The sequence below is a fragment of the Celeribacter sp. genome (assembly GCF_048259695.1).
In the GTDB taxonomy this organism is placed as follows: Bacteria; Pseudomonadota; Alphaproteobacteria; order Rhodobacterales; family Rhodobacteraceae; genus Celeribacter.
The window spans coordinates 85,024-105,159 of the sequence record NZ_JBLXHL010000004.1 but is presented as its reverse complement, the minus strand read 5'-3'; the positions used below and the strand labels follow the sequence as shown (position 1 = coordinate 105,159).

The following is a 20,136-nucleotide window of genomic DNA, read 5'->3' as shown; positions in this document are numbered from 1 at the left end:
GTCTGAATGACCACATCCCAAACCCAAATGCGCCGTGAAGTTCTTGAAATTCCGGTCGCTGTGGACCGCCTGTTGCGCATGGGGGGCGACGACATTCGCCGTGCCGCCGACGCGATCCGCGCCCGCAACCCCGATTACCTCGTCAGCGTTGCGCGTGGCTCGTCGGATCATGTCGCGACCTACCTCAAATACGCGTCCGAGCTGTTGACGGGAACGCCGATGGCCTCGATCGGGCCCTCGATTGCCTCGATCTACAATCGCAAATTGAACCTTGCGGGCAGCGTGTGCCTGTCGGTATCGCAATCGGGCAAAAGCCCCGACATCGTTGAAATGGCACGCATGGCCCGCGACGGCGGGGCGCTGTCGATTGCGATGACCAACAACCCCGACAGCCCCCTGGCACAGGCCGCCGACCAGACATTGAACCTGCACGCAGGTCCGGAGTTGAGCGTTGCGGCGACGAAAACCTTCGTCAACTCCACCGTTGCGGGCATCTGGCTTTTGGCCGAGTGGGCGCAGGATGCCGCCTTGCTTGCCGCGATCACGGCACTGCCGGACGCTTTGACCCAAGCGGTGCAAAACGATTGGCCCGAGGTGCAATCGGCGCTCGACGGGCGCAGCTCTATCTTTTGCCTCGGGCGCGGACCGGCCTACGCGATCTCGAACGAGGCGGCGTTGAAATTCAAGGAAACATGCCAGATCCACGCGGAATCCTATTCCTCCGCAGAGGTGCTTCATGGTCCCGTTTCTATCGTGGATTCCGGGTTTCCGGTGATTGCGCTGACGTCTAAAGATGCGGCCGAACCGGCCCTCGCGGCGGTTGCCGACACCTTGGCGCAAAAGGGTGCCAAAGTCTTTGCGACCAGCGATCAGGTCAAGGACGCAACCGCGTTGAACGTGACGCGCACAGGGCATTCCCTAACCGACCCGATTTGTTTGATCGCCAGTTTTTATGCCATGGTCGAACAAATCGCCGTATCGCGCGGGATCAATCCCGATGCGCCACGCCACCTCAAAAAAGTGACCGAGACAGTATGAGTTCCATCGCCAAAGCCTACGTCGGGGCGCGCATTCACGACGGGACAACCCTGTACGATGCGCACGCGCTCGCCGTTGACAGCACCGGGTCTGCCCGTGTTGTGCCGACGGCGGCGGTGCCGGATGGCTGTCCGGTGGAAACGCTTGGTGGCGGCGTTATCGTGCCGGGCTTTGTCGATTTACAAGTGAACGGCGGCGGTGGAGTGATGTTTAACGACCATCAGGACGTCGCCACACTGCGCACCATCGCGCAGGCCCATGCCTCGACGGGAACGGTTGCGATCTTGCCGACCCTGATTACCGACACCCATGCGCGGACCCGCGCCGCAATCGACGCCGTGGAACAGGCCATCGCCGAGGGGGTCGCGGGCATTGCCGGTATTCATCTGGAGGGGCCGCACCTGTCGGTTGCCCGCAAAGGGGCGCATGACCCGAAGCTGATCCGCCCGATGGAACAGGCGGATCTGGCGCTCATGCTGCACGCCGCCGAGCGCCTCCCCAATGTGATGGTCACGGTGGCCCCCGAAAACACCACCCCCGCACAGATCACGGCGATGGCCGATGCGGGTATTGTCGTGTCCCTTGGCCACACCGATGCCGGTTTTGACACCTGTATGGCCGCCTTTGCGGCGGGGGCGCGATGCGTCACGCACCTGTTTAACGCCATGAGCCAAATGGGAAACCGCGAACCCGGCCTCGTGGGCGCGACACTGGCCCACGGTGACATCTATGCGGGCATGATCGCCGATGGCATCCATGTCCACCCAAACACCTTGCGTGTGGCGTTGGCCGCAAAGCCCGATCCTGAACGGCTGTTTCTGGTCACGGATGCGATGGCCACAGCGGGCTCGCCGATCACCGGATTTTCCCTCAACGGGCGCGAAGTGTTTCGAGAGAACCATCGCCTGACCCTTGCCGATGGCACGCTTGCGGGTGCGGACCTTGAAATGGCACGGGCAGTGTCGGTGATGGTGAACGACGCGGGCGACAGTCTCGCCTCGGCGGTCGCACGCACAAGCGCCATCCCCGCGCAACTCTTGCGCTCACGCGGCACGTTGGGAACATTGGCACAGGCGCTCTATCTGGACGCGGACCTTGCAACAGCGGTCCCGCTTGACCACGCCCGACCGGTCTAGCGGCGCGGCGCAACACCCGCAGCGCACAGTACACCGACAACACCTCCACCGGATCAAGGTGGAGCGCCCTATAGTCTGGGGCGTCCCATTCCGGGATGTCACGCATTCCCCCTCACGGATAGCGCCTTTTGCCCCCCGTAGCGGGGGAGAATGGCGTACGGACACATTGGGGACACCCCGATCAGGTGCGGCACAATTGACTTAAGCGAGGGGGAATGGTGGGTCGTGAGAGGCTCGAACTCCCGACATCTTCGGTGTAAACGAAGCGCTCTACCAACTGAGCTAACGACCCGTTGCAGGGGCAGTAGCCGAAGCTGAGAGCCCTTGCAAGCCTCTCTCGCAAGTTTGTTGCTTGAAACCTGATTTCTTGCGCTTCACAGTCAAGGAAATGTGAAAAGGACACCGAAAATGGACCTCTCTGGCACTCGTATTCTCAAGGCTGACCGCGAAACCGTCTGGGCGCGACTCAACGACGCCGACACGCTCGCCACGGCGATTCCCGGCTGTGAGACCCTCACCGGCTCCCCCGAGGAGGGATTCGAAGCGGTGGTGAAGCAAAAGGTCGGCCCCGTAAAGGCGACATTCAAAGGCAAAGTGACCCTGTCGGACATGATGCCGCCCGAAAGCTACACGATTACGGGCGAAGGCACAGGCGGCGTTGCGGGCTTTGCCAAGGGCGGCGCACAGGTGCATCTTTCGGATGTCGAGGGTGGCACGCAATTGCGCTATACCGTCGAGGCCAAAGTGGGCGGCAAACTTGCGCAACTGGGCGGGCGGATCATCGACAGCTTTGCCCGGAAAATGGCGGATCAGTTTTTCGACAATTTTCAGGAGCAGATCGACGGGCCACCGGATCCGGAGGCCGACACAGACGCGGCCCCTGCGGCTTAACTGCGCGGGGCGCGCCACCCTGCGGCGCGGGCCTCGGCCTCGGAGCAAAACCACCGCTCGCCTTTGGTGGTGTCGATGCGGGTCTTGGCGTAGCTGCGCGATCCCTCGACGTGATAGATGTGGCCCGATTTGGAAATATTGCCCTTGATCGTACAGCCCGTGACGGCGACGGGGGCGGGCGCGTCGTATTTGGAGGCACGGTATTGCGCGGGGACTTGCACCCCTGCCCGCCAGAACCCGCGCCCTTCGCGCCGCGCCCTTGCCTCGATCTGCACGTAGTCTTTGGAATATTTCGCATAGGCAAAGGCGGCCCCTTGGGCGACCATTGCGGCGTTGAGGTCACGTCCCGCGACACGGCACACCGCGACAATACGGCCATAGCGATCGAGGTCACGCGCCTCACAGGTCATGTTTCCCACCGCCATAGCGCTCAACGCCGCTTTGGACATCTCGCCACAGGCCAGTTCACGCCCGCGCATATCCGCGCACGGCTGTCCCATCTCCGGCGCGTCGATGCCATGCAAACGAATACGGACCTCACCAATGGCCAAAGTATCGCCATCGATGACACGCGCCACTCCCGTCACTGATGACTGCGCCCAAACGGGCGCGGACACGGCAACACAGACAACAGCGCACAGCGCCGTCACATATGGAAAAAGACCCAACCTCACAGGTCGGGATATGGCCATTTCCACCCGCAATAACAAGGGCACGTCATCTTATGGATAACGCGCCCTCAATCCGGATTTCAATCGGGGTTTCAGGCCGCAGCCGTCAGCAAACCGTAAAGTTTGTCTTTGAGTGCCATACGTTTCTTGCGCAGCTCCGATTGCGCCAGATCATCCATCGGCTCGACGTTGGTTTCCGCCAAATGCACCTTATCGTTCAATGCGTTATAGTCGTCCAACAGGTGCGCGAAATGCGGGTCGGACGCTTTACGCTCCGAAATCGCATCCGCCAATTCGGGGAAGTCGTGTGACAATTGGTGCGGCGTGTGTGACATGCGTGTGTCTCCTGTTCTTATGTGTCGAACACAGGGTGCAGGGGATCGCCGCGGCGCGCCTTGACGCGGATCAACCGAACCGCAGGTTAGCGCCACCATTTACGTCAGGTTTCAAGCCCTTATCCGCGCTTTTTGCGCCGCGCCTCGCGCCACGTGATAAATGACACCGCACCCATAATCATCGCGCCGCCCAAGATCACAAAGGCGTCGATCCCCTCGCCAAACAGCAGATAGCCCACCGTTGTGGCCCAGACCAGTTGCACAAAGGTGACGGGCTGCACCACGGATTGCGGCGCACATGAAAAGGCGCGTGTCATGCAATAATGTGCCGCCGTGGCAAAGAAGGCGGTGAAAAACAAAAGGCCGATGTCGTGCCATGACGGCGTGACCCAATCGGCCAACGCAAAGGGCAGCAAAACGAACGGCACCATCACCGACATCAAGAACACCACAACCGCAGCGGGCAGTTGTTTCGACAGGGCATTGGCGATGAGATAGCTGCCCGCAAAGAGCATCGCGGAAAAGATCATCGCCACATGGCCCGGATCGATTTCTCGCAGCCCCGGCCGCAAAATCACCAACCCGCCCAGAAAGGCCACGCATAGCGCCGCGATGCGCGGCAGGGCGATTTTCTCGCCGAACAAAAGCACCGCACCAAGCGAGACATAGACAGGGTTCATAAAGTTCATGGCCGTGACCTCGGCCATCGGAATGCGGGTCATGGCGTAGAACCACGCAACCATCGCAAAGGCGTGGAACATCGCGCGGGCCACCGACAGCTTGACGATGCGGCGGGTAAAGGTCACGCGGCGCACCTGACCAATGAAGGGCAATAAAAACACCAGGCCAAGCGCAAACCGCAAAAAGGCGCTCTCGAAAATAGGTAGGCTGTTACCGACATATTTGACGAGCACATTCACCATCACGAAATTGAGCGTGGTGGCTGTCATCCACGCGATCCCCGCAACGGGACGGTTTGGTGGGGCGACCGGTTCCCTCACACGCCACCCGCCAATTTGAAGGCGATAGACCACATCACAATCGCAATCACGCCATCAAGGACACGCCACGAGACCTCGCGCGCAAACACGGGCGCCAAAAGGCGGGCGCCATAGGCAAGGGAAAAGAAAAAGACGAAGGACGCCGTGACCGCCCCCGCGGCGAAATCGCCGCGATCGGGACCGAAATCGGTGGAAATCGCCCCGACCAACACCACGGTGTCCAGATAGACATGCGGGTTGAGCCATGTGAGCGCCAGACAGGTGGCCAACGCCGCAGCAAGGCTTTGCGTCTTACCATCCGCCGGATCGAGATGCCCGCCACCACGGTAGGCCGAGCGCGCTGCGCGTGCGCCATAAACGGTCAAAAACGCAACCCCGCCCCATTGCATGACCGGCAAGGCAAGCGGAAAGGCCGTGGTGACTTTGGCAGAGGCAAACACGCCGACGCAAATCAGGATGGCATCGGACAGCGCACAGGTCAGCGCCACGGCCAACACATGCGCACGTTTCAACCCCTGACGCAGAACAAAGGCATTTTGCGCACCGATTGCGACGATCAGTGACAGCCCCGTCACGAACCCTGCGAACATTGCCTGCATCGTGCGCCCCCACATGAGAAAGAGCCCCGCCATTCCAGACAGGGCTCTTCAATACATGACCCAGTTTTTAAAGCTGGTCCATCACCTCATCGGAGGCTTCGAAGTTCGCCGTGACGCTTTGCACATCATCGTCGTCTTCGAGCGCCTCGATCAGGTTCATCAGCTTTTGCATGCCTTCCAGATCCAACTCGGTGGTTGTGGTCGGTTGCCAGATCAGTTTGGTGCTCTCGGATTCACCCAAGGCCGCCTCGAGCGCGGTCGACACATCGTTGAGATCGGTGTCGGCACAAATGATTTCGTGGCCCTCGTCGGAGGTTTCACAGTTCTCTGCGCCCGCCTCGATCGCGGCCATCATCACGGTGTCTTCATCGCCCGCACTCGCCGGATAGATGATCTGGCCCTTGCGGTCGAACATAAAGCCCACAGATCCCGTTTCGCCCAGATTTCCGCCGTTTTTGGAAAAGGTCGAGCGCACGTTGGATGCGGTGCGGTTGCGGTTGTCGGTCATGGCCTCGACGATCACCGCCACCCCGTTGGGGCCATAGCCCTCGTAACGGATTTCGTCGTAGTTTTCCGCATCGCCACCTTGCGACTTTTTGATCGCGCGGTCGATCACGTCCTTGGGAACGGATTGCGATTTGGCCTCTTTCACGGCCATGCGCAAGCGCGGGTTTTTGTCGGGATCAGGGTCGCCCATTTTCGCCGCCACGGTAATTTCCTTGGCGAGTTTGGAAAAGAGCTTGGAGCGCAATTTATCCTGCCGACCTTTACGGTGCTGGATGTTGGCCCATTTTGAGTGGCCTGCCATGAGGTCCTCCGTCAATCAAATTTCGGCTTTGCGCCCTCTATAGGCGATGGAGCGTGGGGGCCGCAAGGGTCGCGCGTGCTCTGCTGCGGTTATAGCGGCCACAGCCACGGAATGACCGCGGACGCCAACAATCCGATCGACAGGTTGAGCGGGATACCGATTTTCATATAGTCGGTGAATTTGTAGCCGCCGGGGCCGTAGACCATTGTGTTGGTCTGATAGCCGATGGGGGTCGCAAAGGCCGCCGAGGCCGCCACCATCACCGCAACGACAAGGCCGCGCGGGTCCAGTCCCATAGAGTGGCCAAGCCCGATTGCGATCGGCGTCACAACCACGGCGACCGCGTTGTTCGACACCATCTCGGTGAGGAATGACGTCAGCAGGTAGATCGACCACACCACAAAGAACACGGGCAACCCTTCAAGCAGCGGAGCGACCGCCGTAACGATCATCTGCACCGCGCCCGAGGCCTCCAGTGACGCCCCGATGGCGAGCATGGAAAAGATCAGGGCGAGCAAGCGCCCGTCGATAAACGAAAACGCCTCATCCGCATCGATACACCGCGTCACGAGCACCACAGCCACGGCCAGAACGGCAAGCACCAAAATCGGCGCAACCCCGAAAGCGGCCAAGGTGACAATCGACATCATCGCGATGAGGGCAATGGGGGCGTGGGAGCGGTGATAGGCCCGTTCGGTCGGCTTGGACACGTCGCCGATGTCCATATCGTTCGCCAGACGTTGAATGTCGGCGGGGGCGCCCTCAAGCAAGAGCGTATCCCCCACGCGCACCACCAGATCGTTGATCTGTTGGCCGAGGTTCTGGTTTTTGCGGTGCACGGCCAACGGATAAACCCCGTAGCGGCGCCGCAAGCGCATGGAGCCAAGGGCGCGGCCGACCATTTTACAGCCCGGGGTGATGAGGACCTCGACGGTGGAGGTTTCCACCGCAGACACCTGATCGACGCGCTTGAGCGATTTATCACGCTGAAGGCTCAACAGCTCGCTGATCTGCGAACGCAGCACCACGCGGTCGCCCAGTTCAAGCACCACACCGTTGAGGTTGTGGCGCAAGGATTGATCCCCGCGCACCACGTCGATAAGGCGCACCCCGTCACGTTTGAACAGCTGCACACCGGAGACTTCGCGCCCGATCAGGTTGCTATCGGGCGGGATCACGGCCTCGGTGAAGAACTTCATCTTTGAGCGCCCCGAGGACAGCAACGCAGACAGGCTATCGCGTTCCGGCAACAGGTGACGCCCGATGAAATACAGGTAGATAAAGCCCCAGACGGTGATGATCACCCCGAGAATAGAAACCTCGAAAATGGTGAACGGCTCAAGCCCCTGGGCACGGGCCACACCATCAACGAGCAGGTTGGTCGAGGTGCCGATCAGCGTGATCGTCCCGCCCATAATTGCAGAATAACTTAACGGGATCAAAAGCTTGGACGCAGGAACCTTGAGCTTTGAGGACAGTTGGATGAACACGGGGATCATCACGACCACCACGGGCGTGTTCGCCACAAACGCCGACAGGATCACCACCACGAACAGCAGGGCGGCAATGGCAATCGAGGGATGGCTTTCGGCATAACGCCCCGCCTGTGAGGTAAACCATTCAAGTCCCCCCGTGCGCACCAAGGCCCCCATGACGACAAACATCATCGCGATGGTCCACGGCGCGGGGTTGGCCAAAACCGCCAAACCCGCGTCATAGGGCAAGATGCCCAAACCGATCATGGCCGAGGCCCCCGCCATGGCGACAACTTCAGTGGGATAAATTTCGCGTACAAAGAGGACGAACATGAACCCGACCACGAGAAGCGCAATCACCGCCTCCGTCGATTGGTCGAAATTGAACAGTTCCATATGGCCTCGCCCGTTGATGCACACTGCGCACAATATGGCCCCGAACGCCCCTATGCAACAAGCGCGAAAACACGCCACCCCCACGGGCGCGCAACGTTAAACGCTTAAAAATATGGCAAAACTTCAGGGGAGGTGCGAAAAAGTGCGTTACGGGATGCTTTGTTCAAGCCGGCCGCCCTCGCGGATTTGCTTTACCCGGGTGGCCAGACCCGTTTTGTCGTCCGTCTCGACATAGACCCCCGACAGGGTCACCTCCCCCACGGCGGGCGAAAACCGCCCCTTTGTCATGCCCGTCACGAAACGGCGCAAAGGCTCGGCCTTATCCATGCCGATTACCGAATTATAATCGCCGCACATGCCTGCGTCGGTCAGATAGGCGGTGCCTGCGGGTAGGATTTGTGCGTCCCCCGTGCAGACATGGGTATGGGTGCCGACAACCACGGAGGCTTTGCCATCACAAAAATGCCCCATCGCCATTTTTTCGGATGTGGCTTCGCAATGAACATCGATCAAGGCGGCCTGAATATGACCGCCGATCTTGTGGTTGGTGAACACCTGATCAAGCGCCGAAAACGGATCGTCATAGGCGCGTTTCATAAACACCTGCCCCAACACCTGCGCCACCAGAATCCGGCGCCCGCGGGCGTCTTCGAAAATGCGCACACCGCGCCCCGGAGCCGCCTTGGCAAAGTTGATCGGACGGATGATCCGCGTTTCTTTCTCGCAATATTGCATCATGTCGCGCTGATCAAAGGCGTGATCGCCAAGGGTGAGGCAATCAACCCCCGCCTCCAACAGCTCTTTGGCATGCTCGCCCGACAATCCCATGCCGTTGGTCGCGTTCTCGCCATTCACAACAATGAAATCGAGGCCCCAATCCGCCCGCAGACGCGGCAGACGGTCAAGCACAGCTTTGCGGCCCGCGCTTCCGACAATATCTCCGAGAAACAGTATTTTCATGGCGGTTCCTTAGGCGTCAGACAGGCCGTTGGCAAGGTCTGGACCGGTGCGACATACAGTCAAAAGGTCAAAATCTCTGCCTCGGTGACAATCACATCGAGCGGCGCATCAAGCGATGACACCGGAAAATCGCGCATTTCCTGACCTGCGTAGGCCAGTCCGATGGCCATGACCGTGCCACCCGCCGCCCGCAATTGCGCCAACGTGCGGTCATAAAACCCGCCGCCATAGCCAAGCCGGTGGCCGTCGCGGTTAAAGGCCAGAAGTGGCACAATCACGATTTGTGGCGTCACGGGCGCAGACACGGCCGGTACAGCGGCACCAAACACGCCCTCGACCATCGCGCCCCCGGGCGTCCACCGGTCGAACCGCAACGGCGCGGCCTCACGTTCCACAACAGGCACGCAAACCGGACCGTGATCACACAGCGCCGCCATGGCGGGCAGCGGATCAATTTCGGTGTGGATCGGCATATAGCCCGCAACAGTCTTGCCATAATGCGGGGTCAAAAACCCCATGAGCAATTGACGGGCCTGACTTGCGCAGTGTGCGCCGCCTGCGTGGGCCTTGGCGCGGCGCTTGCGTGCGGCACCGCGTGCCAGAGCTTTGAGATCCACGACCTCGCTCAAAAGAGCACCAAAGCCGCCAAGCCCAGAAACGCGAAGAACCCGACGATATCCGTAACCGTGGTCACAAATGCCCCCGAGGCCAACGCGGGGTCGATGCCGATTTTTTCAAGCAAAACCGGCACGCCAACACCGGCAAGCCCCGCAATCACGAGGTTGATCACCATCGCGGCAGCAATCACCATACCCAAGGCGGGCGAGCCGAACCAGACCACCCCGACGATCCCCATGATGAGTGCGAAAATGATCCCGTTGGCCATGCCCACATAGATTTCACGCCGGATCACCCGCCACACGTTGGCCCCCGTAAGGTCGCGCGTAGCGATGGCACGCACCGCCACGGTCAGGCTTTGCGTTCCCGCGTTGCCCCCCATAGAGGCCACGATCGGCATCAAAACGGCAAGGGCAACAAACTGTGCAATCGTCGCTTCGAATTGCGCAATCACAAGCGAGGCGAGAATGGCGGTGACGAGGTTCACGGCAAGCCACGGCAAACGGGCGCGGACCGTTTCAATGACCTTATCGGCCAGCGATCCCTCGCCCACACCGGCCAGACGCATGATGTCCTCTTCGTGCTCTTCATCAAGGACGTTCATGGCGTCATCAATGGTAATCACACCGACAACACGCTCGTGTTCGTCGATCACGGGGGCGGAAATCATGTGATACTGGTTGAACGCATAGGCCACGTCGGATTCGCTCTCTTCGACGTTAAAGGTGCGGAACCCGGGCTCCAGAATATCGGCCAACAACCTGTCGCGCGGCGCCCCGAGGATTTTGCCCAAGGTGACATGCCCCACGGCCCGCATTTTGGCATCGACCAGAACCATATGGTAAAAATCGTCGGGCAAACTTTCCGATTTTCGCATGTAGTCAATGGCCTGACCAATCGTCCAATGCTCCGGCCCCATGACCACATTGCTCTGCATCAGACGCCCTGCGGAGAACTCGGGGTAGGCAAGCGATTTCTCGACCGCGACACGATCGGCATCCTCAAGGGTCGAGAGAATAGCCTCTTGCGCCTCCTCTTCGAGATCCTCGACAAGGTCGACCACGTCATCGGATTCAAGATCGCGCACCGCCTCGGCCAAGACGTTCGGGTGCAAGGCACTGATGACCTCTTCGCGCAGCCCCTCATCAAGCTCCGACAGGATATCGCCGTCAAAATCCTCGCCATAAAGCGCAATCAGGCGACGGCGTTCATGGGCGCTGATCTGTTCGAGCATGTCGGCGATGTCGGCCGCGTGCAACGGCTCCATCTGCTCCATCAACTCGACGCGATCCTCACGGTCCAACGCATATAGAATCGCGGACAGACGCCTCGCACTAAGCGAATAGACGTCCTCGGCCTTCTCGATTTCCGGATGCAGGTCGTTGATATCGTCGTTCATGGCGTGCTCGTTTTTTGATTGAGGGGGAGTTTAGGACAGCTTGCCCCCAAGAAACAGACCCAACTGCGATTTACCTTCGCAAAATCCACGCCTAGTCTGGGCGCAGCACAAGCAAAAGGCACGCCGCACATGGACACCCTGATCTCAGGCACTGTTGTCACCTTTACGGGCAACCCGTTCGACATTCCCGCCACCGAGGCTGTACAGGCCCATCGGGGGGCCGCGATCCTTGTGCAGGACGGAAAAATCGCCGGAATTGGCGCACGGGATGCCTTGATGCGGCGTCATCCCGATGCAAAACGGGTCGACCACGGCGAGGCATTGATCGTACCGGGGTTCGTGGATGCACATGCGCATTATCCGCAAACGGGCATCATCGCCTCATGGGGCAAGCGGTTGATCGATTGGCTCAACACCTACACCTTCCCCGAAGAATCCAGGTTCTCCGACCCGGCCTATGCGACCCGGATCGCCGAAACCTACCTTGATCTTTTGCTCGCAAACGGCACCACAACCGTTACCAGTTTTTGCACCATCCACCCCGCATCGGTGGACGCGCTGTTCACCGCGGCCGAGGCCCGTGGGATGCGGATCGTGGCGGGCAAAACCTGTATGGATCGCGACACCGCACCCACATATCTGCGCGACACGGCGCAAAGTGCCTATGACGACAGCAAGGCCCTGATTGACCGGTGGCATGGCAAGGGGCGCGCGACCTATGCGATCACCCCGCGCTTCTCCCCGACCTCGACGCCCGCGCAACTCGATGCCCTGGGCAAGCTGTGGGCCGAGCATCCGACATGCCTGATGCAAACCCACCTTTCCGAACAGACCGACGAAATCGAATGGACCAAAGGACTGTACCCCTCCGCCCGCGATTACCTCGACACCTACGAGCAATTCGGCCTGGTGCGCGAGGGGGCGCTGTTCGGCCATGCGATCCACCTCGAGCCACGCGAAATCGCCCATCTTCAGGCGATGGATTGCTCGTTGATCCACTGTCCGACCTCGAACACCTTTATCGGGTCGGGCCTGTTCGACATGGGCGCGCGCACCCGCGAGAGCCTGCGCGTGGGCTTGGCCACGGATACAGGGGGCGGGTCGTCATTTTCGATGCTGCGCACGATGGCGGCGGCCTATGAGGTCGGGCAGCTCACGCATACCGCCCTGCACCCCGCGCATCTGTTGTGGCTTGCCACGTTCGGGTCGGCCAATGCGCTACACCTACAAGACAGGATCGGCTCGATTGCCGTCGGGATGGAGGCGGATCTGACGGTGATCGACCTCGCGTCCACCCCCGCGATCGCCCAACGTTCGGCCCGCGCCACCGACATTTGGGAGGCCGTATTCCCCACCATTATGATGGGCGACGACCGCGCGATTGCGGCCACCTACGTGATGGGCGAACGGGTCGCGCCCGCAGGGGCCGCATAACCTGCCCTACCGGTCCATCACCCCTTTGACGAGGGCGGATTGTTGGCGCAGCACTTCGGGCAGATGCACCGTGGTGAGCCATCCGTCGGCCACAACATGGCGGCCCTCGACGAACAGATCCTTGACCTGCGTTGGCCCCGCAAGCAACAGGGCTGCGGGATCCCACGAGCCGGAGCTTTCGATGTCGGACACGTCCCAAATGGCAATATCGGCACGTTTTCCGGCGGCCAACCGACCCAAATCATCGCGTCCCAGAACCTCGGCCCCGCCACGGGTGGCAAGCTCCAGAGCCTCGCGGGCGCTCATTTTATCCGCCCCGAACGCGACACGTTGCAGCAACATCGACTGACGCGCCTCAAGGATCAGGTTGCTCCCGTCATTAGAGGCCGATCCATCAACGCCAAGCCCAACAGGCACGCCCGCATCCCGCATCGCCCGCACCGGCGCAATGCCCGACCCGAGGCGACAGTTGGAACAGGGGCAATGCGCGACACCTGTTCCGGATTTCGCAAACAGGTCGATCTCTGCGGCGTCCAGTTTCACACAATGCGCGTGCCAGACATCGGGGCCGGTCCATCCGAGGCTTTCGGCGTATTGCCCGGGGCGACAGCCGAATTTTTCAAGGCTATAGGCGATATCTTCGTCATTTTCCGCCAGATGAGTGTGCATCATCACGCCCTTGTCGCGGGCCAGAACAGCCGCGTCGCGCATCAATTCGCGGCTGACGGAAAACGGCGAGCACGGCGCCACGGCCACACGGATCATCGCGCCATCACTCGCGTCATGGAATGTGTCGATCACACGGATACAATCCTCGAGAATATCCGCCTCGCGCTCGACCAGACTGTCGGGGGGCAACCCGCCCGCACTTTCGCCAATCGACATCGCCCCGCGCGTCGCGTGCAGCCGCACCCCGATCAACCGCGCCGCGTCGATGGTATCATCAAGACGCGAACCGTTGGGGTAAAGATACAGATGGTCGGAGGTCATTGAACACCCCGAAAGCGCCAGTTCCGCAAGCCCCACCATAGCGGAGATACGCATGTGGTCGGGTCCGAATTTAGCCCAGATCGGGTAGAGCGTTTGCAGCCATCCGAACAACAGCGCATTTTGCGCGGCAGGCACGGCGCGGGTCATCGTTTGGTACAAATGGTGGTGCGTGTTCACCAATCCGGGCGTGACCACGGTGCCGCGCCCGTCGATGATCTGCGCATCATCATCATACAGCCCCTTGCCCACGGCCTCGATCACGCCGTCGCGCACGAGGATATCCCCGCCCTTAAGCTCACGGCGGGTGTCGTCCATCGTCAAAATGGTGTCGGCATTCCGGATCAAAAAACAATGGTGCATCGTGCGATCTCGCTTCAGTGTTTAGACAGTATCTCCAAGGCCTTGGCGTGGATACCGGCGTTTGCTGCGGCGATCACGCGCCCGCCATCCATCGCAGATCCGCCTTTCCAATCCGTTACGATCCCTCCGGCAGCCTCGATCACCGCCAAAGGCCCGAGAATGTCATAGCTTTGCAATCCCGCCTCGACGACGAGATCAATCTGCCCCGCTGCGAGCAGCGCATAGGCGTAGCAATCCATGCCATAGCGCGTGAGTTTGCAACGCTCCGCGAGCGCGCGAAACCCCGCGCCATCCGCCGGTGTTCCCACCTCGGGAAAGGTGGTGAAAATCAGGGCGTCATCGAGATCGGTATTGGTTTTAGGCCCCAAATCCTGTGTGCCGCGCGGCCCCGTGAGGGTCGCCGCGCCAAATCCGCCGGCAAATCTTTCTCCGATATAGGGCTGATCAATGATGCCGTAGAGGGCGCGGCTCTCGTCGCGCACGGCGATCAACACGCCCCATGTCGGCGTGCCGGAAATAAATCCGCGTGTGCCATCAATCGGATCCAACACCCACGTCAGCCCCGATGTGCCCGCGGTGGCCCCATGTTCCTCGCCAAGGATCGCATCGTCGGGACGGCGTTGCGAAATGATCTCGCGCATCACGCGTTCGGCCTCGCGGTCGGCCACGGTAACGGGATCGAAATCAGCACGTTTCGACGCCGTGTTCAGGTCCGTACCGCGAAAATAGCGCAGCGTCACCGCGCGGGCCGCATCCGCCGCCGCCTGTGCGGTGTCGATAATATCCGTGGCCTGTGCCTCGCTTAGCTGCACCATATCCGTGACCCCTTTGCCATTTTGCTCGCCCTTTGCGGTAGTGCCTGACGGGAGTCGGGTCAAGACGCGGACAAGACAAAACCCACGATGCGCAGGCAACGTGGGTTCGTCAAATCAAACCTGAATGGACTTAGGCGACGTCAGAAAGGACGCGGGCGAGGTCGAACAAACGCCGGCGTTGGTTTTCCGGAATGGCGTAGTAGGACCGCACCAGTTCGAGAGCTTCCTTATCTGCCAGAATATCCGCAGGGACATTGTCGTTCTTTGCGGTCAGCTTTTCGTTGGTGGCGTCATCGGCCCCCTCAAAGAAAAACGAGACCGGCACACCAAGCGATTCTGCAATGTCCCAAAGCCGGGATGCGGAAACGCGGTTCATGCCTGTTTCGTACTTTTGGATTTGCTGGAATTTGATTCCAACTTTTTCAGCTAACTGCTGCTGCGTCATACCCACCATCCAACGACGATGGCGCACACGCTTTCCCACATGGACATCCACGGGATGCTTCATTTTGACCGCTCCTTAGAACTCACTCTGCCACGCAGTTCAGGGATCTCACCAGATCCACATTCCAACCGAGATTCGCTGTTCGTAGCACAACCACGGCGGGCAAACCTATCCATAACAGACATTCTTACACAGTTTCGTAACGTCACTATTTACTTATCAAGAATAATAGTTAAAATTTGCCAATCTACTTTACGCAAGGTCAATCTTGAAGTTTGCCCCTATGCGATTTTTAAAAAATTTCCAACATTCTATGATAAGTCTTGGCCAACACCTACGCCACGCATATCACTTTTTCGCACAGACATCGTGGACCTACGCACAGTTCAGAACATCAGGCCCCGAAACCACAACATCGTCCGGACGCTCGGCCTGAGTATCACACATACACCTGACATTCACGGCAACAAAAGGATAGGAAGCGACCCAAAAGTATAGGTTGCACCCCGAAAGGATAAGGCATGACCACCACAACATTGGCATTTCGCGTCCAGACCTTCGACACGCCCCCCCAACTCACCACACAGACCCTGCCCGCCCCCGCCAAAGACGAGGTGCGGTTGCGCGTGGGGGCGTGCGGTCTGAATTTTGCCGACCTGCTGATGACGACAGGCCGCTATCAGGACACGCCAACACCGCCCTTCACCCTCGGGCTCGAGCTTTCCGGCACGGTTGAGGCCCTTGGTCCCGACGTCACAGGCCTGCATATTGGCCAACGCGTTGCGGCCTTTTCGGGCCACGGCGGTCTGGCGACCCACGCCAATGTCCCCGCTGCACGCTGCATCCCCCTGCCCGCCGGTGTCGATTTTGATACCGCCGCTGCGTTGCAAATTGCCTACGGCACATCGCACATGGCGCTCGACTACAAGGCACGGTTGCAACGCGGTGAGCGGCTTGTCGTCACCGGCGCGGCCGGTGGCGTGGGCCTGACGGCTGTCGAGATCGGCAAGCGGATGGGCGCAGAGGTGATCGCCATTGCCCGCGGAGCCGACAAACTGGCCATTGCCAAAAGCAAAGGGGCCGACCACCTGATTGACGCCGATGACACCGGCATTCGCGAACAGATCAAGGCCCTTGGCGGCGCGGATGTCGTCTATGACGCGGTGGGTGGCCCCCTCTTTGAGGCCTGCTTTCGCGCCACAAACCCCGATGGCCGCCTTTTGCTGATCGGCTTTGCGGGCGGGGACATCCCCACACTCAAACCCAATCACATGTTGGTCAAAAACATCACCGCAATCGGGTTCTATTGGGGAGCCTATCTCGGGTTCAATCCCGCCCCCCTCAAAGCGTCCCTGACACAGCTTTTTGACTGGGCCGCCTCGGGGGAGATCACCCCGCATATCTCGCACCGTCTGCCGTTAGAGCGGGCCGCAGAGGGCTTGGCGCTGCTCAAAGAGCGCAAAGCAACGGGCAAAGTCATTATCAATCCGTAAGGGCGGGCCTCAACAGGTCATTGCGCCGCCAAACGCATGGCGCTGCGTTGTGCGTAGGCCTGACGGATAAGGTCGCGAAGCCTGTCCGCGGCCGCGCCCCTCATCAGGTCAGACGAATAGAACGTCACCTTTTTGGAAGGCAATTCGGGCAACGCGCCGCCGTGACGGACGGGTTCGCACAGTGGCGGCGTGGAGCCCTCCAACATCGCGTGAACCCCGAGATCCGCCGACACCGATGCCTCGATCGTGCGCGACTGAGCGCTTTCAATGGCCATTTCCCATGGGATACTCGCCCCGTCCAAGGCCTCCTGAACACTTTTGCGGAACACACAGCGGTGCTCGAACGCCAAACGCAGCGGCCGTTGCCGCCACGCGATCCCGTCAACGGCACCGACCCAGACAAGTGGCAATTCGACCAGAACCTCGCCGCCCGCATCCACCGCATCCTCTGTGCCGAGAATCATGTCGCAATCACCGCGCAAAAAGTCCTCTTTGAGTTGTTTGGTGAACGAGGACATCAACGTGACGCGCATGCGTGGAAAGGCTGCGTGGAACTGTTGCAACACCTGTGGGATCGACGGGTACACAATGTCATGAGGCACCCCGAGCACAATCTCGCCCTCGAATTCCTGTGCCGTCAGCCGCCCGTAGGCCTCGTCGTTGAGATCCAGCATCCGGCGCGCATAGGATAGCATTTGCTCGCCCTGTGCGGTGAGCGCAATGGTCCGGGAGGACCGGTCAAGCAGCTTGCAATCGAGGCTTTCCTCAAGGCGCTTAAGCTGCATCGAGACGGCAGATTGCGTGAGGTTGAGATAGCTCGCGGCTCGTGTAACGCCGCCACTGTCTGCCACGGCAACAAACGACCGCAGCGCCGTCATATCCAGATTTCTAGCCATTCATCAATCTCCGTGATGCATATCCACACAATCATTCGTTTTGAGAATTTAGACGATTGTCGCATAAACATCAAAGGAAATGATTCTTCGGTCGCAATTCATCACGGAATAGAAAGGTCGCCCCATGCTGACACTCTCCCTCTCCCGCTCGTTCGGTGCGCGTCGCGCCCCCTCTTTACTGTCACGCATTGCAACGGTCCGTGCGGTTGCCCGTCAACGCAAATCCCTTTCGGCACTGGATGAACACATGCTGAACGACATCGGCCTGACCCGCGCCGAAGCCACCGCCGAGGCGACACGCCCCGCGTGGGATGTGCCGGCGCACTGGATGTCCCGGGCCTGATCTCCCCCGGGCCTTCATCCCGATCCTATTCCCGATCAGGTCCCCCGACCTGTCCCTGACCGCGGTGCCGCCTCGTGCATCGCGGTCTTTTTCGCACACTGCGCGACAAAGCGGCGGCAACACTCTGTTTCGCACTCGAATCCCGCCTCTTCGTCTTGAATTCTCCCCCCGACATGCCAATATCAAACCAGAACCGACCAGAGTGAGGTCGGCAAACCAGTTTGCCTTAGGGAGAACAGTCAATGGCTGACTATCGCACCGTCCATCAGAGCACCCAAACAGCGGGAGTCTCTGCTCAGATCGATGCAGGGCTTCGCGCCCACATGAACAAAGTCTACGGCACCATGTCCGTGGGCCTTTTGATTACGGCCCTCGCCGCATGGGCGCTGTCGAACCTCGCCGTGTCCGCGACACCGACCGAATATATGATGAGTGAGGGGAAATACCTCACAAGCCTCGGCGTTGCGATCTATGCCTCGCCGCTCAAATGGGTCGTGATGTTCGCACCGCTTGCTATGGTCTTTGCCTTTGGCGCGGCGATCAACCGCCTGTCGGCTGCCGGCGCGCAGACGTTCTTTTACGCCTACGCCGCGATCATGGGCGTGTCGATCTCGTCGATCTTCCTTGTCTTTACCGGCATGTCGATCACCCAGACCTTCCTCGTGACCGCGATCTCCTTTGCGGGTCTGTCGCTGTACGGCTACACCACGAAGAAAGACCTGTCGGCCATGGGCGCATTCCTGATGATGGGTCTGATCGGCCTGATCGTGGCCTCGGTCGTGAATATCTTCCTCGGTTCCTCGGCGCTGCACTTTGCGATCTCCGTCATTGGCGTGCTGATCTTTGCCGGTCTCACCGCGTGGGACACCCAAAAGATCAAAACCGACTACATCGCGCACGCACATGCGATGGATGGCGAATGGCTTGCAAAATCCGCGATCATGGGCGCATTGAACCTGTACCTCGACTTCATCAACCTGTTCATGTTCCTGCTGCAGTTCCTCGGCAATCGCGAGTAACACCGCACCCATCACCGAACATAGGAAAGGCCGCCCCACGGGGCGGCCTTTTTATTCGGGCGGGGACAATGCCCTGTTACAAATCATAGACCAGTTGCACGGCGGGAAAGCTCAATCCCGGCCCGAGGGTCAGGGCAACATCGCCACGGCTGACAAACCCCATAGCCTCATAAAACCCCGCCGCCGTAATGGTCGAGGTGCAAACAAGCCGCCGCACCCCCTGCGCACTGGCAGAGGCAAAGATATGATCCAACAGCACGCGTCCGATGCCGCGCCGGATGTGATCCAGGCTCACCACAACGTGGCGTAGGTGCGCGGTGTCACGCGGGGCTACCCCGCCCACAGGACCATGCCAACTCCACCCGCCACAGGCCACCAGATGGCCCTCACCGCTATCGCCGACAAAGTATGTGCCGGAACGGATCAGGCTGTCCTTGGGCTGCGTGATAACCGGCAGGGCCGCCGCCAGAACATTGGGATGGTAGTCGGCCTTTAGCCCGTCGGTGTAGCAGGTGCGCAAAAGCGCGCCGATGGCGGTGGCGTCCATCGTCTTCGCGGTGCGAATGACAAAGGGCGGCACGGCCATAAGCGCGGTCTTTGCAGGCCGTGATTCCAAAATCGGGAATGATGACGGGGGGAGCCCGAAATTGGGCTCGAATGGATTACACTCACTCATTGGTCTGTCCTCTGCGGGGTTGGGGTATTTGAGAGGCAGGTGGCGCGGCGGGTGTTCTTTAAAGCAAAAAACCGCGCGACCTGCCGGAGGTCACGCGGTTTAGCATTTTTCGTCTGAGTAGATGGCTTACTTGATTTTGCCTTCTTTGTACTCGACGTGCTTACGCGCGACCGGGTCGTATTTCTTTACGACCATCTTTTCGGTCATGGTGCGGGCGTTCTTTTTGGTCACATAGAAGTGGCCCGTGTCCGCTGTCGAGTTCAGGCGGATTTTGATCGTGGTTGGCTTCGCCATTTTAAAAACTCCAGTTGGTCTGTGCAACGGGTGGTCGGGCCATC

General features: G+C 60.0%; 22 protein-coding genes and 1 tRNA gene. 7 read left to right on the top strand and 16 right to left on the bottom strand.

Features of this window, described 5'->3' with window-relative positions; translation table 11 throughout:
* Positions 1 to 6 precede the first annotated feature (6 nt).
* Positions 7 to 1,038: an SIS domain-containing protein gene (locus tag ACN0Q0_RS08580; RefSeq protein WP_417242976.1), complete on the top strand. Its 1,032-nt coding sequence runs from the start codon at positions 7 to 9 to the stop codon at positions 1,036 to 1,038.
* Complete coding sequence (nagA, locus tag ACN0Q0_RS08575) at positions 1,035 to 2,174, top strand: N-acetylglucosamine-6-phosphate deacetylase (RefSeq protein ID WP_417242975.1); 1,140 nt, start codon at positions 1,035 to 1,037, stop codon at positions 2,172 to 2,174. Before ACN0Q0_RS08580 ends, nagA begins: the two co-directional genes overlap by 4 nt.
* Positions 2,175 to 2,390: 216 nt before the next feature.
* Here nagA and ACN0Q0_RS08570 read toward each other — a convergent pair.
* A tRNA-Val gene (locus tag ACN0Q0_RS08570) sits at positions 2,391 to 2,466 on the bottom strand.
* Positions 2,467 to 2,582: 116 nt separating this feature from the next.
* On the opposite strand from ACN0Q0_RS08570, the gene ACN0Q0_RS08565 reads away from it, so the two are divergent.
* Entirely contained in the window at positions 2,583 to 3,065 is a 483-nt protein-coding gene (locus tag ACN0Q0_RS08565) for an SRPBCC family protein (protein ID WP_417242974.1), read from the top strand.
* On the opposite strand, the gene ACN0Q0_RS08560 is transcribed toward ACN0Q0_RS08565, so the two are convergent.
* From ACN0Q0_RS08560 to mgtE, 9 genes are all read right to left on the bottom strand, one after another.
* Entirely contained in the window at positions 3,062 to 3,643 is a 582-nt protein-coding gene (locus ACN0Q0_RS08560; protein WP_417242973.1) for a thermonuclease family protein, read from the bottom strand. The genes ACN0Q0_RS08565 and ACN0Q0_RS08560 overlap by 4 nt on opposite strands.
* A gap of 185 nt (positions 3,644 to 3,828) precedes the next feature.
* Entirely contained in the window at positions 3,829 to 4,071 is a 243-nt protein-coding gene (locus ACN0Q0_RS08555) for a YdcH family protein (protein WP_417242972.1), read from the bottom strand.
* Between the two features lie 119 nt (positions 4,072 to 4,190).
* On the bottom strand, positions 4,191 to 5,021 hold the full coding sequence (locus ACN0Q0_RS08550) for a DMT family transporter (protein ID WP_417242971.1): 831 nt from the start codon (positions 5,019 to 5,021) through the stop codon (positions 4,191 to 4,193).
* Positions 5,022 to 5,068: 47 nt separating this feature from the next.
* Complete coding sequence (locus tag ACN0Q0_RS08545) at positions 5,069 to 5,671, bottom strand: LysE/ArgO family amino acid transporter (protein ID WP_417242970.1); 603 nt, start codon at positions 5,669 to 5,671, stop codon at positions 5,069 to 5,071.
* A 67-nt stretch (positions 5,672 to 5,738) separates the two neighbouring features.
* The gene (locus ACN0Q0_RS08540; protein ID WP_417242969.1) at positions 5,739 to 6,479 is read right to left on the bottom strand and encodes a YebC/PmpR family DNA-binding transcriptional regulator; all 741 of its coding nucleotides are present in this window, start codon (positions 6,477 to 6,479) and stop codon (positions 5,739 to 5,741) included.
* Between the two features lie 89 nt (positions 6,480 to 6,568).
* Positions 6,569 to 8,350 carry an SLC13 family permease gene (locus tag ACN0Q0_RS08535; protein ID WP_417242968.1) on the bottom strand — a complete coding sequence of 594 codons (1,782 nt, stop codon included), beginning with the start codon at positions 8,348 to 8,350 and terminating at the stop codon, positions 6,569 to 6,571.
* 147 nt (positions 8,351 to 8,497) lie between these two features.
* A complete protein-coding gene (locus ACN0Q0_RS08530; RefSeq protein ID WP_417242967.1) occupies positions 8,498 to 9,310 on the bottom strand; it encodes a TIGR00282 family metallophosphoesterase in 813 nt (270 codons plus the stop codon).
* Between the two features lie 59 nt (positions 9,311 to 9,369).
* Entirely contained in the window at positions 9,370 to 9,939 is a 570-nt protein-coding gene (locus tag ACN0Q0_RS08525; protein ID WP_417242966.1) for a 5-formyltetrahydrofolate cyclo-ligase, read from the bottom strand.
* The gene (gene mgtE, locus ACN0Q0_RS08520; protein ID WP_417242965.1) at positions 9,936 to 11,327 is read right to left on the bottom strand and encodes a magnesium transporter; all 1,392 of its coding nucleotides are present in this window, start codon (positions 11,325 to 11,327) and stop codon (positions 9,936 to 9,938) included. The genes ACN0Q0_RS08525 and mgtE overlap by 4 nt, the downstream gene beginning before the upstream one ends.
* A gap of 129 nt (positions 11,328 to 11,456) precedes the next feature.
* On the opposite strand from mgtE, the gene guaD reads away from it, so the two are divergent.
* Entirely contained in the window at positions 11,457 to 12,761 is a 1,305-nt protein-coding gene (gene guaD / locus ACN0Q0_RS08515) for a guanine deaminase (protein WP_417242964.1), read from the top strand.
* A gap of 6 nt (positions 12,762 to 12,767) precedes the next feature.
* Here guaD and ACN0Q0_RS08510 read toward each other — a convergent pair whose 3' ends face one another.
* From ACN0Q0_RS08510 to ACN0Q0_RS08500, 3 genes are all read right to left on the bottom strand, one after another.
* Positions 12,768 to 14,111: an 8-oxoguanine deaminase gene (locus ACN0Q0_RS08510; RefSeq protein ID WP_417242963.1), complete on the bottom strand. Its 1,344-nt coding sequence runs from the start codon at positions 14,109 to 14,111 to the stop codon at positions 12,768 to 12,770.
* Positions 14,112 to 14,125: 14 nt separating this feature from the next.
* A complete protein-coding gene (locus ACN0Q0_RS08505) occupies positions 14,126 to 14,926 on the bottom strand; it encodes an inositol monophosphatase family protein (protein ID WP_417242962.1) in 801 nt (266 codons plus the stop codon).
* A gap of 130 nt (positions 14,927 to 15,056) precedes the next feature.
* Positions 15,057 to 15,434, bottom strand: coding sequence for a helix-turn-helix domain-containing protein (locus tag ACN0Q0_RS08500; protein ID WP_417242961.1), 378 nt, complete (start codon positions 15,432 to 15,434; stop codon positions 15,057 to 15,059).
* Positions 15,435 to 15,892: 458 nt separating this feature from the next.
* On the opposite strand from ACN0Q0_RS08500, the gene ACN0Q0_RS08495 reads away from it, so the two are divergent.
* Positions 15,893 to 16,864, top strand: a complete 972-nt coding sequence (locus tag ACN0Q0_RS08495) for an NADPH:quinone oxidoreductase family protein (RefSeq protein ID WP_417242960.1) — start codon at positions 15,893 to 15,895, stop codon at positions 16,862 to 16,864.
* 17 nt (positions 16,865 to 16,881) lie between these two features.
* Here ACN0Q0_RS08495 and ACN0Q0_RS08490 read toward each other — a convergent pair whose 3' ends face one another.
* Complete coding sequence (locus ACN0Q0_RS08490; protein ID WP_417242959.1) at positions 16,882 to 17,760, bottom strand: LysR family transcriptional regulator; 879 nt, start codon at positions 17,758 to 17,760, stop codon at positions 16,882 to 16,884.
* Between the two features lie 124 nt (positions 17,761 to 17,884).
* Here ACN0Q0_RS08490 and ACN0Q0_RS08485 point away from each other — a divergent pair, with 124 nt between their 5' ends.
* On the top strand, positions 17,885 to 18,103 hold the full coding sequence (locus ACN0Q0_RS08485; RefSeq protein WP_417242958.1) for a DUF1127 domain-containing protein: 219 nt from the start codon (positions 17,885 to 17,887) through the stop codon (positions 18,101 to 18,103).
* Positions 18,104 to 18,345: 242 nt separating this feature from the next.
* Positions 18,346 to 19,122 (top strand): Bax inhibitor-1/YccA family protein, encoded by a 777-nt coding sequence (locus ACN0Q0_RS08480; protein WP_417242957.1) that lies wholly within the window; start codon positions 18,346 to 18,348, stop codon positions 19,120 to 19,122.
* 76 nt (positions 19,123 to 19,198) lie between these two features.
* Here the strand turns inward: ACN0Q0_RS08480 and ACN0Q0_RS08475 are convergent, their stop codons facing one another.
* Together ACN0Q0_RS08475 and rpmG are read right to left on the bottom strand one after the other, a co-directional pair.
* The gene (locus tag ACN0Q0_RS08475) at positions 19,199 to 19,708 is read right to left on the bottom strand and encodes a GNAT family N-acetyltransferase (RefSeq protein WP_417242956.1); all 510 of its coding nucleotides are present in this window, start codon (positions 19,706 to 19,708) and stop codon (positions 19,199 to 19,201) included.
* Positions 19,709 to 19,924: 216 nt separating this feature from the next.
* On the bottom strand, positions 19,925 to 20,092 hold the full coding sequence (gene rpmG / locus ACN0Q0_RS08470; protein ID WP_009572866.1) for a 50S ribosomal protein L33: 168 nt from the start codon (positions 20,090 to 20,092) through the stop codon (positions 19,925 to 19,927).
* Between the last annotated feature and the right edge of the window lie 44 nt (positions 20,093 to 20,136).

What these genes read in the sequence shown, in the direction of transcription:
- ACN0Q0_RS08475 (WP_417242956.1), bottom strand. Translation starts at nt 19,708, where the DNA reads ATGGCCGTGCCGCCCTTTGTCATTCGCACCGCGAAGACGATGGACGCC.
- ACN0Q0_RS08490 (WP_417242959.1), bottom strand. Translation starts at nt 17,760, where the DNA reads ATGGCTAGAAATCTGGATATGACGGCGCTGCGGTCGTTTGTTGCCGTG.
- ACN0Q0_RS08510 (WP_417242963.1), bottom strand. Translation starts at nt 14,111, where the DNA reads ATGCACCATTGTTTTTTGATCCGGAATGCCGACACCATTTTGACGATG.
- ACN0Q0_RS08530 (WP_417242967.1), bottom strand. Translation starts at nt 9,310, where the DNA reads ATGAAAATACTGTTTCTCGGAGATATTGTCGGAAGCGCGGGCCGCAAA.
- ACN0Q0_RS08580 (WP_417242976.1), top strand. Translation starts at nt 7, where the DNA reads ATGACCACATCCCAAACCCAAATGCGCCGTGAAGTTCTTGAAATTCCG.
- nagA (WP_417242975.1), top strand. Translation starts at nt 1,035, where the DNA reads ATGAGTTCCATCGCCAAAGCCTACGTCGGGGCGCGCATTCACGACGGG.
- ACN0Q0_RS08545 (WP_417242970.1), bottom strand. Translation starts at nt 5,671, where the DNA reads ATGCAGGCAATGTTCGCAGGGTTCGTGACGGGGCTGTCACTGATCGTC.
- ACN0Q0_RS08535 (WP_417242968.1), bottom strand. Translation starts at nt 8,350, where the DNA reads ATGGAACTGTTCAATTTCGACCAATCGACGGAGGCGGTGATTGCGCTT.
- ACN0Q0_RS08555 (WP_417242972.1), bottom strand. Translation starts at nt 4,071, where the DNA reads ATGTCACACACGCCGCACCAATTGTCACACGACTTCCCCGAATTGGCG.
- rpmG (WP_009572866.1), bottom strand. Translation starts at nt 20,092, where the DNA reads ATGGCGAAGCCAACCACGATCAAAATCCGCCTGAACTCGACAGCGGAC.
- ACN0Q0_RS08505 (WP_417242962.1), bottom strand. Translation starts at nt 14,926, where the DNA reads ATGGTGCAGCTAAGCGAGGCACAGGCCACGGATATTATCGACACCGCA.
- ACN0Q0_RS08480 (WP_417242957.1), top strand. Translation starts at nt 18,346, where the DNA reads ATGGCTGACTATCGCACCGTCCATCAGAGCACCCAAACAGCGGGAGTC.
- ACN0Q0_RS08495 (WP_417242960.1), top strand. Translation starts at nt 15,893, where the DNA reads ATGACCACCACAACATTGGCATTTCGCGTCCAGACCTTCGACACGCCC.
- mgtE (WP_417242965.1), bottom strand. Translation starts at nt 11,327, where the DNA reads ATGAACGACGATATCAACGACCTGCATCCGGAAATCGAGAAGGCCGAG.
- ACN0Q0_RS08485 (WP_417242958.1), top strand. Translation starts at nt 17,885, where the DNA reads ATGCTGACACTCTCCCTCTCCCGCTCGTTCGGTGCGCGTCGCGCCCCC.
- ACN0Q0_RS08500 (WP_417242961.1), bottom strand. Translation starts at nt 15,434, where the DNA reads ATGAAGCATCCCGTGGATGTCCATGTGGGAAAGCGTGTGCGCCATCGT.
- ACN0Q0_RS08550 (WP_417242971.1), bottom strand. Translation starts at nt 5,021, where the DNA reads ATGACAGCCACCACGCTCAATTTCGTGATGGTGAATGTGCTCGTCAAA.
- ACN0Q0_RS08565 (WP_417242974.1), top strand. Translation starts at nt 2,583, where the DNA reads ATGGACCTCTCTGGCACTCGTATTCTCAAGGCTGACCGCGAAACCGTC.
- ACN0Q0_RS08540 (WP_417242969.1), bottom strand. Translation starts at nt 6,479, where the DNA reads ATGGCAGGCCACTCAAAATGGGCCAACATCCAGCACCGTAAAGGTCGG.
- guaD (WP_417242964.1), top strand. Translation starts at nt 11,457, where the DNA reads ATGGACACCCTGATCTCAGGCACTGTTGTCACCTTTACGGGCAACCCG.